Source organism: Oceanobacillus zhaokaii, from assembly GCF_003352005.1.
In the GTDB taxonomy this organism is placed as follows: Bacteria; Bacillota; Bacilli; order Bacillales; family Amphibacillaceae; genus Oceanobacillus; species Oceanobacillus zhaokaii.
On sequence record NZ_CP024848.1, the window covers coordinates 2,929,656 to 2,946,301 of the forward strand.

The 16,646-nt window shown below is 38.8% G+C and carries 15 protein-coding genes; 1 reads left to right on the forward strand and 14 read right to left on the reverse strand.

The window, feature by feature from the left end; genetic code table 11:
• Positions 1 to 44: 44 nt before the first annotated feature.
• On the forward strand, positions 45 to 830 hold the full coding sequence (locus CUC15_RS14835) for an HAD family hydrolase (protein WP_114917408.1): 786 nt from the start codon (positions 45 to 47) through the stop codon (positions 828 to 830).
• 535 nt (positions 831 to 1,365) lie between these two features.
• On the opposite strand, the gene CUC15_RS14840 is transcribed toward CUC15_RS14835, so the two are convergent.
• From CUC15_RS14840 to leuB, 14 genes are all read right to left on the reverse strand, one after another.
• Entirely contained in the window at positions 1,366 to 1,893 is a 528-nt protein-coding gene (locus tag CUC15_RS14840) for a chromate transporter (RefSeq protein WP_114917409.1), read from the reverse strand.
• On the reverse strand, positions 1,890 to 2,456 hold the full coding sequence (locus CUC15_RS14845) for a chromate transporter (protein ID WP_114917410.1): 567 nt from the start codon (positions 2,454 to 2,456) through the stop codon (positions 1,890 to 1,892). Before CUC15_RS14845 ends, CUC15_RS14840 begins: the two co-directional genes overlap by 4 nt.
• Before the next feature lie 361 nt (positions 2,457 to 2,817).
• Complete coding sequence (locus tag CUC15_RS14850; RefSeq protein ID WP_114917411.1) at positions 2,818 to 3,099, reverse strand: YciI family protein; 282 nt, start codon at positions 3,097 to 3,099, stop codon at positions 2,818 to 2,820.
• Positions 3,100 to 3,153: 54 nt separating this feature from the next.
• Positions 3,154 to 3,834 (reverse strand): ribose-5-phosphate isomerase RpiA, encoded by a 681-nt coding sequence (gene rpiA, locus CUC15_RS14855; RefSeq protein ID WP_278309178.1) that lies wholly within the window; start codon positions 3,832 to 3,834, stop codon positions 3,154 to 3,156.
• 38 nt (positions 3,835 to 3,872) lie between these two features.
• Positions 3,873 to 4,727, reverse strand: coding sequence for a chemotaxis protein (locus CUC15_RS14860; protein ID WP_114917412.1), 855 nt, complete (start codon positions 4,725 to 4,727; stop codon positions 3,873 to 3,875).
• Positions 4,728 to 5,358: 631 nt separating this feature from the next.
• Complete coding sequence (gene opp4A, locus CUC15_RS14865) at positions 5,359 to 7,233, reverse strand: oligopeptide ABC transporter substrate-binding protein (protein ID WP_114917413.1); 1,875 nt, start codon at positions 7,231 to 7,233, stop codon at positions 5,359 to 5,361.
• Positions 7,234 to 7,403: 170 nt separating this feature from the next.
• Positions 7,404 to 8,312, reverse strand: a complete 909-nt coding sequence (locus CUC15_RS14870) for an ABC transporter permease (protein ID WP_114917414.1) — start codon at positions 8,310 to 8,312, stop codon at positions 7,404 to 7,406.
• Positions 8,313 to 8,428: 116 nt separating this feature from the next.
• Positions 8,429 to 9,391, reverse strand: a complete 963-nt coding sequence (gene opp4B / locus CUC15_RS14875; RefSeq protein ID WP_114917415.1) for an oligopeptide ABC transporter permease — start codon at positions 9,389 to 9,391, stop codon at positions 8,429 to 8,431.
• Positions 9,392 to 9,398: 7 nt separating this feature from the next.
• Positions 9,399 to 10,331, reverse strand: a complete 933-nt coding sequence (locus tag CUC15_RS14880; RefSeq protein ID WP_114917416.1) for an ABC transporter ATP-binding protein — start codon at positions 10,329 to 10,331, stop codon at positions 9,399 to 9,401.
• Positions 10,318 to 11,328, reverse strand: a complete 1,011-nt coding sequence (locus tag CUC15_RS14885; protein ID WP_114917417.1) for an ABC transporter ATP-binding protein — start codon at positions 11,326 to 11,328, stop codon at positions 10,318 to 10,320. The genes CUC15_RS14880 and CUC15_RS14885 overlap by 14 nt, the downstream gene beginning before the upstream one ends.
• Before the next feature lie 989 nt (positions 11,329 to 12,317).
• Positions 12,318 to 13,355 carry a threonine ammonia-lyase gene (gene ilvA / locus CUC15_RS14890; protein WP_205317610.1) on the reverse strand — a complete coding sequence of 346 codons (1,038 nt, stop codon included), beginning with the start codon at positions 13,353 to 13,355 and terminating at the stop codon, positions 12,318 to 12,320.
• A gap of 25 nt (positions 13,356 to 13,380) precedes the next feature.
• Entirely contained in the window at positions 13,381 to 13,962 is a 582-nt protein-coding gene (leuD, locus tag CUC15_RS14895; protein WP_114917418.1) for a 3-isopropylmalate dehydratase small subunit, read from the reverse strand.
• Between the two features lie 11 nt (positions 13,963 to 13,973).
• A complete protein-coding gene (gene leuC, locus CUC15_RS14900; RefSeq protein WP_114917419.1) occupies positions 13,974 to 15,380 on the reverse strand; it encodes a 3-isopropylmalate dehydratase large subunit in 1,407 nt (468 codons plus the stop codon).
• A gap of 141 nt (positions 15,381 to 15,521) precedes the next feature.
• On the reverse strand, positions 15,522 to 16,628 hold the full coding sequence (leuB, locus tag CUC15_RS14905; RefSeq protein WP_114917420.1) for a 3-isopropylmalate dehydrogenase: 1,107 nt from the start codon (positions 16,626 to 16,628) through the stop codon (positions 15,522 to 15,524).
• Positions 16,629 to 16,646: the final 18 nt, after the last annotated feature.

The following is a 16,646-nucleotide window of genomic DNA, read 5'->3' on the forward strand; positions in this document are numbered from 1 at the left end:
TGCTAAACTTATATTATAAATATTCTTGCTTAAAGGAGATTAACATGGTATATAAAGCACTTTTCTTAGATATTGATGGTACGATTTTAAAACCTGATCATACATATACGGAATCAACCAAAGATGCAATCAGACAGGTAAAGGATCAAGGAGTCGAAGTCTTTCTTGCTACCGGTCGACCAATTCACGAAATTAGCGAGCTAGCGGCAGAGCTGACAATTGACTCGTTCATCGGATATAACGGTGCATATGCGCTTTATCAAAAAGAAACGATTGTTGATGAACCAATCGATGCAGCAGTGATTGATAAATTCGTCGAGATAGCGAAGGAAAATAATCATGAATTCGTCATGTATACCAATGGGGGAAATTACTTTTCCAATTTAGATAGTCCAATCGTTAAATTATTCACTGAAGCATTCCAGATGGAACATAACGAAACATATACTCGAGCGGTAAATCATCAAATTTTAGGGGTGACGGTGATGAATGTCGAAGCGTCTCAGCCTTCTCTTTATGAATTTGATCCAGCTTTCCATCTTTCCCAGGTAAATGTCAAAGGTGTAGAGAATTCTTATGATATTATTCGCGACACTGTAAATAAAGGCGAAGCAATAACGAAATTGCTCCATCGTATAAATGTAGCAAAAGAGGAAGCAATTGCTTTTGGTGACGGGATGAACGATAAAGAGATGCTTCGTGCAGTTGGCGAAGGGTTTGCGATGGCAAATGCACATCCAGATCTATTCCAGTATGCCAAACATCGGACAACCTCTGTTACTGATTCCGGTATCTACAACGGACTGAAGGAATTAGGTTTAGTAAAGTAATTGCTAAGAAGCCATGGTCTATTCTGGAATAGAACATGGCTTCTATTAATGTATGAATCATTGCTATTTTATATAGAATGCGAACTAGGTACAAAGTTGATTTCCGCTACGGACATTCGCTTTCCACAGGCACGCTGTTTGGTCTGTTCCTCCGAAAGCAAAGACCGCTTCCGATGGATCAGCCATTGCTATTCCCCCAGGTGTCTCCTGTCCCTCGCTACAATCACTAGCCATGAAAGAGGTAATTGCGACTCTATCTATTAAAGGGATCGAAAATTAATTTAACTCGCACAATCCCAGCGGAGAAAATACACGTAGACTCCTGCGGGAGGAAGGGCATCGGTGAGACTTCGAAGTGCGAAAGCACAAGAAGGCTCACCAGCCCCCCCTAAGGTGCGCGAAGTGTATTTTCGGAGCGACTGACCCAAGAGCTTTTGATATTCTAAGTTAGTACGCACTTAACATCAACTTCATTTGGCTGATTAGAAATAATAAAAAGTACGCACTGCATAGGTGCAACTAATCAATTTACTTTTTACAACATAAATCCACCATAAACAATTGCTGCAAATATCACGAAAGCAGGATGTACTTTCCATTTTTCAATCAACCAATAACTTATCCCAGCTATCAAGATAGTTTGCCAAAAACCAATTCCAACATATGATTCCTTAAAGAATTGCCAAGCCATTACACCTAGTAATATCGCGATTACCGGTTGGACAAATAATGTTAAGCGCTGTACTTTTGCTGAATTTTTATACTTATACAATATACTTCCGAGTAAAAGCATGAGAATTAATGAAGGAGCAACCGATGCAAAGACACTAATAATAGATCCGAAGACACCACCGACTTCATAGCCGATGTAGCCCGCGAGTTTCGGTGCAATTGGACCTGGTAAGGAATTCGCAATCGCAAGTACTTCCCCAAACTCTTGCACAGTCATCCATTCATACCGTTTTACTACTTCATTTTCAACAAGTGGTATCGACGCTGGCCCACCACCGTACCCTAATATTCCCGGAATAAAAGAAGCTAAAAATAATTGCCAATAGATCATGATTTACCCTCACTGTTATTTCTGACATTTGTTTTATCACTGAGTGTAAGGGCAATAATTAAAAGTGCAGCAATGATTATTCCCGGGTGAATATGTAATAATTGCAGTGCTACAAACAGAATACCGCCAATGATAAAAGCCTTTTCCCAGCCAAATCCTTTTCCAGCCTTTTTCACAAATCCCCAAGTTAACACAGCCATCATCATTCCTACTACTGGAACAACAGCCGCAGTCATACCTCGAACCCAATCAAATTCTTTGAAAGTGGAAAGTGAAGTTAATAGGAATATCATTAATAGAATTGTCGGAAAGATTGATGCAATTACAGCATTTAACATTCCAATAAAACCAGAAATCCGGTAGCCGACATATCCAGCTAGTTTTGTAGCAATTGGTCCAGGCAAGGTATTAGCGATTGCCAGCATATCGCCGAATTCCTCCTCCGTCATCCAGTTGTATTTTTCGACTACTTCTTTTTGTATTAACGGAATGGAAGCAGGACCGCCACCAAATCCAAGCATACCGGACCTGAAAAACGCCATAAATATATTCCACTGTGTCATTGTTCTCACAAACCTTTTTTATAATATGTATTGAATTTTAGTTCTTGCTCGCCAACAGTGATTTTTTTTATGATATTCTATTTTATCATATCAAACCCGATACTTCCTCAAACAGTAGATAATCCTGATTTATTTATCCATTATAATTGAATTTAAGCAGATAAATTATACTTTCTAAACAACCAAAAATACGTTCCCTTGGGAGCAACGTATTTAAACCTATTTTTTCATAAGCAAATGCCATGCACTCTATGTACATGGCATGTTAAAAATTTCATATTTTTCTTAATTTCTATAGAGACGGTTATGCTATGAACCTTGGAATTAATCTAGCAAATGGTATAAAAGAAACAGTATTCTATCAATCCACAATCGGACTTGCTTCAACCGTCATTTCCCATTCATGGATCTCATAGCCCCTAGCTCCACTAGCAACATATGGATCTTTCTTCACGATTGCTTCTACCTCATCATGATTTTCAGCTATGTAAATGACTAATCCACCAGTTCCATCAGTAAACCGCCCCTTCGCGAATACCTTGCCTTCCTCCGCTTTTTCTTTTAAATAAGCAAGATGGTCCGGACGAAATGTAACATTCTTCTCTTGATCTAACATAGGTGAAAATACTGCAAAATAGCTCATGTGTCTGTCACTCCTCGAATTTTATCAAATTTTCCCAGAATTAAAATTTATTATTTAGGATGTAATAACTTCAACTTCACTTCCATTACTAACGATAACTGTATTCGCCATATTAACGAATAATCCTGTTTCAACAACGCCGACAAGTTGTATCAATTGTTTGTGCAGCTTCTTCGGATCATTAATCTCTCCAAAGGAACAGTCTAAAATATAATTTCCATTATCAGAAACGAAAATTTGTTCATCTTTCTTTCTTATTATTGGCTGAGCTCCAAGTAAAGCAATATTTTTTGCTGTTACTTCCCATCCAAATGGGAGTACTTCAACAGGTAAAGGATAACTCCCTAAATGTGGAACTAATTTAGACTTGTCAACGATGATAATTAATTCCTTGGCTGCCATCGCAATCACTTTCTCCCTAAAAAGTGCTCCTCCTCCACCTTTTATCAAGTGAAAATCTCGATCGACTTCATCCGCGCCATCGATTGTGATATCTAACTGAGCTACTTTTGAGAAATCTGTCAATGGCACTCCAAAGTCCTTTGCCCATTGTGCTGTTTGATTAGAAGATGGTATTCCTTCAATATCGAGACCTTGCTGAACAAGCTCTCCAAGCTTTCTGATCATCCAATATACAGTGGAACCTGATCCAAGACCTACTTTCATTTCATTCTTCACATAATGTACTGCTTCTTCTCCAGCAAGCTTTTTTGCCTTGTCCATATCATTCAACATGATTATCCTCCCATTGCAACGCTTACTTCTATTATATCCTATTCGTTTATACTCCTCCAAGTTCTAACCAAGCCATCGACTATTGGATCAATTACCTCGTTCTCTCTCTCATAATCACGATGCGACAATGGACTCCAGCTTGTAAAGATTCCACCTGCATTCACGGCTAAGTCTTTTGTAACTGCCTGGTTATATGCTTCATTCATCCCTTTCAATGGATAAGCAAGTACGTCATCCTTATCATAAAAATTGAGCCACTCACCTTTTACATTTGGGTAAAAATTGCTTATCTTTGGTGAAGGAATAGTGATTGGTGAGCCAAAGTCCGTATATCGTAAGGACCACAACACCATCGGGCTTCCTAATGTATAGAAGAGTGTTAAGGTTTCACACTGCTCGATTGGTGTATAATCCATCCGACGCCGAGTCTGCACACCTCTATTTTCCCGTTTATACTGTAAATCATAGAAATAATTGCTTGCAACAATCGTACCAAGGCTATGACTGATCACACAAAGCGGTGCATCTGGTCCAGCTTTTTCTCGCAAACGATTAATGGCAGCAGCAACATATGCATGCACTTTGTCATAATTCTGGTTCCCAAACATTGTTGGTTGATATGCAATCGCATCACCCAAAAATTCGATAACAAAACGTCTTAACCGTGGAAAATCCAGGTCGGCACTAAGCTGCATTTTACTCCATAATTCTGTTTGTTTTGGTTCAAATATCTGAGACCAAAAGACAGGCTCGAACACTAATTCATTCTCTGCATTTTCAAACGGTAACTTCTTGGCAAATCGCTTGGAAATTCGCTTCATTATCTCCTCTGCAAAATCCTCTTTTGGCGTTCCCATTCCATGCAGAATCGCTATCGCAATCTTTTGTGTCATGATAGACCCCCAGTAATATTCGCTCACAAATTTTACCAACTAGTCTATTCTATTATATTACTAATCGTTGGAAAGCAGATGATAAATAATACCCAGATTAGAAAGGTGCCTAAAAAAGTGATTATCTCTATTGTTATTATTAAGCGGTATTTAGATAAAATGCGACATAAATTGGGATGCGGGCTACTCTCAGGCAAGTCGCTCCAGAATACTTCGCTTTCCACGGGGAGCTGGTGAGCCTACTCGCGCTTACGCGCTTCATAGACTCACCTAGGCTCTTCTTCCCGTAGGACAAGGAAGGCTTCGGCAGCGTTACATCGCACGAAGAAAATTGCTTTTTATTTTCAAGGAGTCTTCGTGTATTTCTTCCGCTGGGTAAGTCAGAAAGTAACGGTAAATGAGTGGCTTACACAATAACACCCGATTTCATTTGTAACAAATGACGGAGACTGATTTGTGATTAGAAACACACCACTCCAATCTGAAAACAAAAATTATCACTAGTTTCGCACTTTACATTACCTGCGAATGATCATTCAACACTTAAAAAATGCATCTCTCCTTTAAAATTCAGCCAAACGTAAAGAAGACCCGCACCAATAGCGAGCCTTCTATAGAAGTATACTTAAACTTATGGAAGTACTGGTTCTTCTTGCGTTAAACCAACTTCTTGCCAATTCTCCCATGATGTTTTAATCGAAAAGTCTGTTACACGGCTGTTAACCGGCACTAATTCAGAACGATAAAGCGTTGGGAATACAGGAATATCTTCAACCATTAATTCTTGCCATTGTTTATAAATATCTTGACGATATGCAAGATCCATTGATTTTTCTGATGCACCTGCTGCTAGTAATTCATCATTCTTTTCACTTGTATATCGTGTATAGTTATAACCAGCATTACGACCGTATAATCCTGTTTGGTCTACGTCCGTACCAGTACCCCATGCACCTTGATAAACATCAACTTCATCGTCATCGCCTTCAAGCTTATCGTAGAAACTGTTAAATTCAATTAGTCCTCCACCTAGTAATTGAACATTCAGTCCGACAGCTTTCCATGCTTGAACGTAATAGTTTGCCATTGGCTCTGCAACATCTCCACCTGACATAGAAGCAAAATTAATCACTAATTCTTCTCCCTCAGGATTTTCACGAAGACCATCACCATCAACATCAACATACCCAGCTTCATCTAAAATACGCTTCGCTTCTTCTGGATCATATGTTGGTGTTTCAATTGATGCATCGTGATACTCTTTGAATGGTGGAATAATCAATGTTGTTGCCTGCCAACGCAGACCATTATAGAATTTTTCACCTACTGCATTATTGTCCACCGCATGCCACATTGCCTTACGTAAGTTTACATCAGCCATTTTTGCGTCTGGATCTGTAACACTTTCACCTTTTTCCGCATCAAATTTACCTAATTTAAAGCCGATATACGTATATCCTAATTCTTGTTGTCCTAAGAATTCAACATTCGTCAGCTTTTCTGCAACATCTGGATACTGATCCGTTGGGAATGGTTCAGCTATGTCAATTTCACCAGTTTCTAATGCATTTGCTACTGTTGTAGGTGGAATTACTTTTAATGTAACCCCATCAAGCTTCGGAGCACCTCTCCAATAATCTTCATTTGCTGTGTATGTTACAGATTCTCCTGGAACAATTTGCTCCACTTTAAATGGTCCAAAACCAATTGGGTTCACACGAACCGCATCACTTTCAGCCATCTCTGCTACTGGAATATCTTTGAAAATATGCTTTGGCATTGGCGCAGTCCAAATTCCACTAGCTAACAACGATGGATTTGGTTCTGTAAATGTAATTTTGATTGTCTTTTCATCGACAACTTCAACACCAGAGATTTTATCTGCTTCTCCTGCGTTGTATTCTTCTATACCAACAACATTTTCAACTGCATAGTAACGCATTCCAGTATAATCTGGACTGCCAATTACTTCATACGCGAATTCTAAGTCCTCCGCTTTAACTGGTTCACCATCATGCCAGTTTACATTATCACGGATTTTAATTGTGAAAGTTGTGCCAGCTTCATCAACTTCCCACTCTGCTGCACCATCTTGTGTATAAGTGAAGTTATCATTCTCGATACTTAAAAGATCACCATCAGGTTCTGCAAAGAATTTCATAACGTGAAAATCTGGATTACCCTCATAAAATACTGGGTTAAGGATACCTTCGAAAGCTGTGTCAGATACTAAACCATAGTTTAGTGTGCCGCCATCGATCGCTTCCCCTTCATTTGTCTTATCAGAGCTGAAGTCCTCAATAGAATATAGATTATCTCCACTTTCTGCCTTTTCTTCAGCGTCTTCTTTGTCAGCGTCTTCCTCTGCACCCTCATCTGTACCTTCGTCTGTAGCAGGATCCTCTGAATCAGCCGGTTTCTCTTCATCAGTTCCGCCGCTGCTACATGCTGCTAATACTAGAACTAATGCAAGCATTAGAGCCAAAAGCCACTTTGTCTGTTTCATTCTTGTAACCTCCCCTTTTTGTCCTTTATTTATCAGTCACAAAAAATTCCTTGACTGATTGCTATACTTGAACACCAATATAATAAAATATTGATGGAAGTAACATTGTAATTTATTATCAATCTTCCCGCCCATCACCCCCTTAAAATATCCTCCATCCCTGCTAGATATTAACCTCGTCTCTGTCTTGCATCCGTTGCTCGTCTTAATGCCTCACCTACATTTCGAACCATTAACATCATGACTAAAATCAAAACAGCAGCTGGTACCCAGATCCACCATCTATATTCCAATGTTTGTGGGTTTGTCGCATAGCTTAATAGTGTACCAAGACTCGGTGTACTTTCAGGAAAACCAAATCCTAAGAAGGAGAGTCCTGATTCAATTCCTATGTTTGCTGCTAAATTCAATGTCATCGTTACAATAATTAAAGAACTAATATTCGGCATCACTTCTCTAAAAATAATCTTCGTATGCGATGTACCAAGCGTTTTCGACGCCTGTACATAATCCAGTTCTTTCTCTTGCAGTGCCTTTGACCTGATTAATCTTGCTATTCCCATCCAGTTAAAGGCTGCCATAATGAAAGAGAATGCCAATATCGTATAATTAGGTACGATAGATACAAACACAATGACTAACATTGTGAAAGGTAAAACCTGGAAAAAGTCAAGAACACGCATCAGCGCATTATCTGTATATCCACCGAAGTATCCTGCAATCAATCCAAAGGCAATTCCGAATATGCCACTGATCGCAGTCACTAAAAATCCAATGGAAAGCGAGTTTCGCGTCCCGATAATAAGTTGGCCAAATATGTCACGACCACCATAATCTGTCCCTAAGGTAAATTCTTCTGAGGGGGGCTCATGGATTGCGAACAAATCCACCCTGACAATTTCATCTTGATCTAATATCATCGAAATTCCGAATACAAACATCGTAATGAGAATCAAGAGTATTAATGAGACGAGTGCAAGCTTATCCCGGACAATTTCTTTCCATAGGATTTTTAGACCGGATGGACTCTTCGTAGGATCCTGTATTTGATTCGCTAAATTTGTATTGTTTACTTCCATTTTTATCACTCCAAAGTTTAGAAAACTAGGGTTTAACCAGGGCCTTACGGTAAAAGCCTTAGTTACACTTATGTAGTAGAATTATTTAATACATTCCTAGCTACATAGCTTGATTCTTATTTAATACGGATACGTGGATCAACGAGACTCAAGATAATATCTGATAAAAGTGCCCCTAGAATCGCTGCAATCCCGAATATTAATACAACAGCGTTCACAACACTATAATCGCGTAAAAGTATCGATTCAATGAAGAGCTGTCCCATTCCTGGAAATCCAAAAATCATTTCAACAAAAACCGTTCCCCCGATTAGAAATGTAATTTCATAACCAAAGAATGCCGCAATCGGTAATAGTGAGTTTCTTAAAATATGTTTATTATAGACACGAGATTCTGAAGCACCTTTTGCTCTGGCTGTAATAATAAACTCTTTTTGTTTTGTATCCACTATTTCACTTCGCAAATATTGCACCGTTGAAACAGTTTGTATTAATGCCATTGAGATGGCTGGCAGCAATAAATGCTGTGCCTTGCTTAATACATATTCAAATGTTCCTGGTTCCAGACCAGGGGTCACACTCCCACTCGTTGGGAACCATTGCAGTTGATATCCAAATACCCAGAGCATCACGAGTCCAAAAATAAATAATGGCGTTGCAAATCCGATATATGTATAACCAGTAATCGATGAATCAAGAATCGAGTCATTGTATCGACCACTCAATATCCCTAAAGGAATTGCAATAATATAAGTAATGATTAATGTCGCAAGTGATAACCAAAATGTATTGATCATCCGCTGCTCAATCAATTCTGATACAGGCATTTTGAAACGGAAGGATTGTCCTAAATCACCTTGCACTAATCCCGATGCCCATTCCCCATACTTTTGATACCATGGATCATTTAATCCAAGCTTTTCTCTCAATGCATTCTTTTGTTCTAGACTGACATTTGGATCAACCAAACCCGAAAGTGCGTCACCAGGCATTGCTTGTGCCAGCATAAAGATTAAAACACTAAGGAGAATGATTTGAGGTATCGTAATTAAAATACGTCTAACGATAAATTTCCACATCTGGTCATCACCCTCTCTCTGGCAAAGCTACTAAATGAGTATCTGATACAGGCTGTAATCCATATGCTAATCCATTACTATCAAAATAGTCATTATAGGAATTTGCATATTCTCTTTGTACCTCTTGGCGAAAACGATATTGTTTCTCCCTATTTCTCGGATTAATATCTGGAATCGCCGAAACGAGTCGCTTTGTATAAATATGCTGCGGATTATTAAATATATCTGCAGTCGTTCCTTGCTCAACATACCGCCCTTTATACATAATTGCGATATCATCACACATATGTTTTACAATACCTAAATCGTGACTAATAAAAAGATAAGTCAAATTCAGTTCCTTCTGAATATCCTGCATAAAATTCAGCACCTGCGCTTGAACAGATACATCAAGAGCTGATACAGGTTCATCCGCGATAATTAATTTCGGCTTTAACGCAATTGCTCTGGCAATTCCAATCCGCTGTCTTTGCCCTCCAGAGAATTCATGCGGATATTTTAAAATACTTTCTGGACTTAGCCCGACGATTTCCAATAACTCTTGAACCCGCTTTTTCTCCTCTTGCCTTGATAGATTTTCAAAGTTTCGAAGTGGTTCAGAAATGATATCCACCACTCGCTTTCTTGGATTAAGCGACGAATATGGATCCTGGAAAATCATCTGAATATCTTTTCTTAACAAACTATTCTTCCGTCCAAATTTCGTTATATCCGTGCCATTAAACGAAACCTTCCCGGAATAGATATTTTCCAGACCAATCACGGCTCTGCCTGTTGTTGATTTACCCGATCCAGATTCTCCTACAAGGCCATATGTTCTCCCTTGTTCTATCGAAAATGAAACTCCATCAACTGCTTTAATATAATCTACTGTTCGATTAAAAATCCCTGCTTTTATTGGAAAATATACTTTTAAATCTTCAACCTCAAGAATTGCCATGTACTTGTGCCTCCTTGCTCTTATCTGGGAAGTAAAAATGGTTATAACAAGTACAGCGCACATAGTGACCAGGCTCTACTTCATGTAATTCCGGGTTCTCTTCATGTGCGGATGCTTCTATCCAGGGAATTCTGGCTGCAAATCGACAGCCTTTACGCGGGAGCTTTTGTAACGACGGGACAACTCCCTGAATAACATGGAGCTTGTCCTGCCCTTCAGCAGGGACGGAGTTAAGCAGTGATCTTGTGTATGGATGTAACGGATTTTCAAACAATGTATATACTTCAGCGATTTCTACAATTTGTCCTGCATACATGACAGCAACACGATCTGCCATCTCTGCAACTACACCTAAATCATGTGTAATTAAAATTACCCCTGAGTCCAAATCGTTTTTCAGTTCTCTAATTAAATCTAATATTTGCGCTTGTATTGTCACATCTAATGCTGTTGTCGGTTCATCTGCAATCAGTAAATCTGGTTGGTTAGCAATTGCAATGGCAATAACAATCCGTTGCCTCATACCTCCTGATAATTCATGCGGAAACTGTTCATACACATATTCTGGTCTTGGTATGTGTACAAGATTGATTAATTCCATTACCCTTTCTTTCCGTTGTTTCTGTGACATCTCTGGTTTATGTAAAATTAACGCTTCGGCAATTTGATCGCCTATCGTCATTAGTGGATTTAGTGCTGTAAGTGGATCTTGGAATATCATTGCTAAATCATCGCCACGTAATTTATTTAATTTCGATGGTGCGATGTTTGCAATATCTTGACCCTTATATAAGATATTCCCTTCAATCTTAGCTCTTGTATGTAAGCCCATAATCGAAAATGCCAATGCACTCTTTCCAGATCCAGACTCACCAACAATTCCTAAGATTTCATTCTTATCTACTGTTAGTGATACACCATCCACTGCAGCGTAATAGTTATCACCAATTCTGAAGGATGTTTTTAAATTGTTGATTTCCAGTAGCTTATTACTCAAAACTCTCACCCCTAGTTACTAATTTGCTCTGTCTAGATGACCTTTTGCTAAAGATTATCAATTCGTTCTATTTAAGTCTAAATATTAGCATTGGGTATAATCTTCAAATAATTTAAGTTAAAAATAGTATATGAAATTTATTTCCCTGCATATTTATATTTATTTTATTTTTCCGATAATTCCAGTTATAAAAAATCTAGAAATCTATAACTTTAACTATTCCCCAAAATGAACATAATCCAAACCACTAACAAAAATAGTGATTTTATGACTGTATATTACACTTGAAATGGTTTCGTAAATTAATCTTAATATATTATAAAGAATTATAAGTGAATAATTTCAGAAAAGCAAGATGTTTTCTGAAAGTTTTATATGTTAATTATCAGTAAATTGCCGTTTTTGCAACTTTAATACAGGCGCATAAAGGGATGGTGGCGTTTCACCAAGTAAGAAAAATAGTTATTTATCTCACTAAATTCCATTATTTTCTCATCTTTTGATTAAATATTAGCGTATTTTGTAGAAAGATTTTCGATTATAGGGAAAAATAATAACTCCAATAGAATATTTGTCGATTTTTAGGTAAAGTAAGACATAAGAGCAGCGTTGATTTCCGAAGGAGTGTCCTGCCTCTTCGCGACAATCAACGGCCGTAAGAGAGCGTGAAATACCACTCTATCCTATGAAAGAAGTAAATAAACAATAGTAAACGCACAGTCCCAGCGGAGGAAATACACGTAGACTCCTGCGGGAGGAAAGACCTCAGGACGAGACACCACGAGGAGACGCACCAGCCGGCCTAAGTGCGCGTAGTGTATTTCCAGAGCGGTGGGTCAGAAAGCAAAGTATGTTCCTAGATTAGTTCGTACTTAATATCAAATATCATCTGCTAATTCATCATTTTTTTAAAAGGAAAAGTCTCTAATAATATACTCAAAATAAATAACCTAGCTAATTTATATGCTAGGTTATTTATTACAGTAATTTTATAGGGCAATTAGAGATTTTCTTTCTGTATGTCGATCTTCTGAAGCTAGCTGCTGTATTCTTGCCATCATTCCAATATCCAAATTGCCTCCGCTCACAATGACGCCACAATGACGAGAGTTAATTTGATCGTTATGTGCAAATAATGCGGCAGTTGCTGCAGCTCCTGCACCCTCTACTAATGTTTTATTTCGCTCGAGCATGTAGACAATAGCAGACGCAATTTCTTCATCTGTTACAGTTACTACATCATCCACATAGTTATAGATTAGTGGTAATGTATGCTCTCCTGGCTCTTTAACGGCAATGCCTTCAGCAATTGTCGATACAGTACTTGTTTTCATTTTCTTTTTAGAATGGAAGCTATCATATGCAGCTGATGCACCACTTGCTTGAACACCGATGATCCTAATGTTACGATTTACATATTTTGCTGCAACTGCAATACCACTTATCAGTCCACCTCCACCAATTGGAACGATAATCGTATCCAGCCGGTCTTCCTGACGTAATAATTCCATCGCGATTGTTCCTTGGCCAGCCATTAGCTGATGATCATCAAAAGGATGAATATAAGTAGCACCACTTTCCATTTGTTTTTCTAATGACGCTGTATATGCTTCTTGGAAACTTTCACCAGTAAGTACGACTTTTGCGCCATAGTTTCTCGTTGCTTCTACTTTTGCTAATGGTGTATTTTCTGGCATAAATATCGTCGCCTTTGCTCCTAATTTTCTTGAAGCAAGTGCAACTCCTTGTGCATGATTTCCTGCTGAAGCAGTGATGACGCCTTTCGCTAACTGCTCTTTAGTAAGCTGCATTAATTTGTAGCTTGCACCCCGAAACTTAAATGCACCGGTTTTCTGTTGATTTTCCATTTTAAAATAGACATGTTTTCCAAGTAACTGATTTGTTGTCGCTGATGTGAGTATTGGTGTACGATGGACGATTGGCGCTAAGCGCTTCATCGCATTGTGTACTAACTCACCGGTTAAGCAATCCCCAATTAGGCCACTTCCTTGTTTATTTATTTTCATTTCATGAATATCTCACAAAAGAATATTATAACGCATTTTCAAATTGTTCAATCTTTTCTTGATGTTGTAAAGTCAATGCAATATCATCCCAACCATTTAAAAGCTTCTCTTTATGATACTCAGGAATTTCGAAAGATACGACAAGCTTCTCTTCATCCGTAATAGTCTGTTCTTTCAGGTTGATATTTAATACTAGTTTACCAGTTTCTGCTTGCTCCATCCATTTATTAAGCTGAGTCTCTTCCATTTTAATAGGAATAATTCCATTTTTCAAAGAATTATTATAAAAGATGTCAGCAAAGCTTGGTGCAATAATTACTTTAAACCCATAATCCAAGAGTGCCCATGGTGCATGCTCCCTAGATGAACCGCAGCCAAAGTTCTCTCCTGCTAGGAGTACACTAGTATTCTCGTATTTTGGTTGATTTAATGCAAAGTCTGCTCGTTCTTTTCCTTCATCATCAAAACGCCAATTAAAAAATAAAAATTGTCCAAAACCTGTACGTTCAATTCTTTTAAGAAATTGCTTCGGGATGATTTGGTCTGTATCAATATTGGCACGATTCAAAGGAAAAACAAGTCCTTGATGTTGTTTAATAGCTTCCATCTCATTCCCTCCTAATTCAATACACCTGCAAATTTACGTACATCGACGAATCGTCCTTCTATTGCTGCCGCAGCTGCCATTTCCGGACTAACAAGATGGGTACGTGCACCATTTCCTTGTCTTCCTTCGAAGTTACGGTTTGATGTGGATGCACATCTTCCACCAGGCGGGATAATATCGTCATTCATACCTAGACACATACTACAGCCAGAGTTGCGCCATTCAAATCCTGCCTCTAAGAAGATTTTGTCAAGTCCTGCTTCTTCAGCTTGCAGTTTTACACTGAATGATCCTGGAACAACAATCGCTTTTATTCCTTCTTTTACTTTTTTTCCTTCTACTATACTTGCAGCTTTTTCTAAGTCTCCAAGACGGGAGTTCGTACATGAGCCAATAAAAACATGATCAATCTCGATTGATGTAATGGGTTGATTTTCTTCCAGTCCCATATAATCTAGCGCTCTTTGTACATCTTCCTTATGTTCCACATCGCTTAAGCTCGGTGTTGCCCCACTAATTGGTACGCACATTGCTGGATTCGTTCCCCATGATACCTGTGGTTCAATTTCGGCTGCTTGGATTGTTAAGGTTGCATCATATTCTGCTCCTTCATCAGTTGCAAGGGCAAGCCATTGTTCTGCAATCTCATTATATGCTTCACCTTGTGGTACATATTCACGACCACGAAGAAAATCAATCGTCGTTTGGTCAGGGCTGATTAATCCTGCTCTTGCTCCACCTTCAATCGACATATTACAAATCGTCATACGGCCTTCCATTGAAAGCTTACGAATGGCATCACCTGTATATTCGACAATATGCCCAGTACCGAATTTGACACCAAATTTGGCAATGATTGCAAGAATCAGATCCTTCGCGGTAACACCCGGTCCTAAATCTCCTTCAACATGAACATTCATTGTCTTTGGTTGTTCTTGCCAAATTGTTTGTGTCGCAAGAACATGCTCAACCTCACTTGTTCCAATACCAAACGCAAGTGCACCAAATGCACCATGTGTTGATGTATGACTATCCCCGCAAACAATTGTTCTTCCAGGCTGGGTTAAGCCAAGCTGTGGTCCAATCACATGAACGATACCTTGGTCAGGATGAAACATATCTGCAAGCTTTATTCCAAATTCTTCACAGTTTTTCTTTAAGGTTTCCATTTGTTTTCTAGAAATTTCATCCTTAATATTTTCCCGATCCTTCGTTGGCACGTTGTGATCCATTGTTGCAAACGTTAAATCTGGACGGCGAACAGTCCGCTTGTTCATACGCAGTCCTTCAAACGCCTGTGGTGACGTCACTTCATGGATTAGATGCTGATCGATATATAATAGATCTGGATTTCCCTCTTCTTGATGGACTACGTGTTTATCCCATATTTTCTTAATAATTGTTTCCGGCTTTGTCATTTTTAACACCTCACTATTGTCTAGCACTGGCTCCTAAAGACTTCCGCCAAAAGTAATTGACACTCCAAACGTGGAAAACCACACGTTTTTCGGTCCCACTCTTATGCGTCCGTCTTTGCAGTCGCCTCCATTTTTCTTTTTTCAGACATACATGTTACAAATACTATTAGAAATACTTTTAGTTGTTAAATTTTCGATAACTGCATCGGTTATTTCTTTTGTCCCTGCAAGCTTGCCGTTCTTTAATTGTAAGTCAGCTGTATGATAGCCTTGCTCTAATGTTTCATTTACTGCTCTCTCTATCTCCGCCGCTTCCTCTTCAAGCCCAAGTGAATGCCTTAGCATCATCGCAGTCGATAAAATCATACCTAATGGATTGGCGATTCCTTTTCCTGCAATATCTGGCGCTGAGCCATGTACAGGCTCGTAAAGACCGACTCCATCTGTACGTATACTAGCAGATGGCAACATCCCGAGGGATCCTGTTAATACAGATGCTTCATCACTTAGAATATCCCCGAATAAATTTTCCGTAACGATGACGTCAAAATGGTTTGGCTGGGTAATCAGCTTCATTGCTGCAGCATCAACAAGCAAATGCTCCACCTCAACCTCTGGATAAACATTAGCCTTTTCATCGACAATTTCTCGCCACATTCTGCTTGATTCGAGCACATTCGCCTTATCAACAGATGTTAACTGTTTCTTCCTTTGCATCGCACTTTGAAATGCTTTATCAATAATTCTTTCCATTTCATGTCGCTCATAGTAAAGAGTATCGACAACGACATTTCCATTTTCTCTCCGTTCACTAGGTGTACCAAAGTAAAGTCCACCTGTTAGTTCACGAATGATTAAAATATCGCTACCCGCAATTTTTTCCTCTTTTAATGGAGAGGCATGGAGTAAAGAATTAAATCCCTTGATTGGACGTAGGTTTGCAAAAAGACCAAGTGCTTTTCGGATGCCTAACAATCCTTTTTCCGGTCGTAAATGCGAGGGATTATTATCCCACTTCTTCCCACCAACAGCTCCTAAAAGAACAGCATCTGCTGCTTTACATGCATGAATCGTTTCCTCTGGAAGTGGATTATTAAATCGATCAATCGCATCACCACCAATTGCATGCTCATGAAAATTAAACTCGTGATTGTATTCACTCGCAACCGTATTTAATACGACCTTTGCCGATTCCATAATTTCTGGTCCAATCCCGTCACCTGGAAGTAAAACAATATTCTTCTTCATAAAATGGGACCCCCTTCC

What these genes read in the sequence shown, in the direction of transcription:
- leuC (WP_114917419.1), bottom strand. Translation starts at nt 15,380, where the DNA reads ATGACAAAGCCGGAAACAATTATTAAGAAAATATGGGATAAACACGTA.
- CUC15_RS14840 (WP_114917409.1), bottom strand. Translation starts at nt 1,893, where the DNA reads ATGATCTATTGGCAATTATTTTTAGCTTCTTTTATTCCGGGAATATTA.
- rpiA (WP_278309178.1), bottom strand. Translation starts at nt 3,834, where the DNA reads ATGTTGAATGATATGGACAAGGCAAAAAAGCTTGCTGGAGAAGAAGCA.
- CUC15_RS14845 (WP_114917410.1), bottom strand. Translation starts at nt 2,456, where the DNA reads ATGACACAGTGGAATATATTTATGGCGTTTTTCAGGTCCGGTATGCTT.
- ilvA (WP_205317610.1), bottom strand. Translation starts at nt 13,355, where the DNA reads ATGAAAATAAATAAACAAGGAAGTGGCCTAATTGGGGATTGCTTAACC.
- opp4B (WP_114917415.1), bottom strand. Translation starts at nt 9,391, where the DNA reads ATGTGGAAATTTATCGTTAGACGTATTTTAATTACGATACCTCAAATC.
- leuD (WP_114917418.1), bottom strand. Translation starts at nt 13,962, where the DNA reads ATGGAAGCTATTAAACAACATCAAGGACTTGTTTTTCCTTTGAATCGT.
- opp4A (WP_114917413.1), bottom strand. Translation starts at nt 7,233, where the DNA reads ATGAAACAGACAAAGTGGCTTTTGGCTCTAATGCTTGCATTAGTTCTA.
- CUC15_RS14860 (WP_114917412.1), bottom strand. Translation starts at nt 4,727, where the DNA reads ATGACACAAAAGATTGCGATAGCGATTCTGCATGGAATGGGAACGCCA.
- CUC15_RS14870 (WP_114917414.1), bottom strand. Translation starts at nt 8,312, where the DNA reads ATGGAAGTAAACAATACAAATTTAGCGAATCAAATACAGGATCCTACG.
- CUC15_RS14880 (WP_114917416.1), bottom strand. Translation starts at nt 10,331, where the DNA reads ATGGCAATTCTTGAGGTTGAAGATTTAAAAGTATATTTTCCAATAAAA.
- CUC15_RS14850 (WP_114917411.1), bottom strand. Translation starts at nt 3,099, where the DNA reads ATGAGCTATTTTGCAGTATTTTCACCTATGTTAGATCAAGAGAAGAAT.
- CUC15_RS14835 (WP_114917408.1), top strand. Translation starts at nt 45, where the DNA reads ATGGTATATAAAGCACTTTTCTTAGATATTGATGGTACGATTTTAAAA.
- leuB (WP_114917420.1), bottom strand. Translation starts at nt 16,628, where the DNA reads ATGAAGAAGAATATTGTTTTACTTCCAGGTGACGGGATTGGACCAGAA.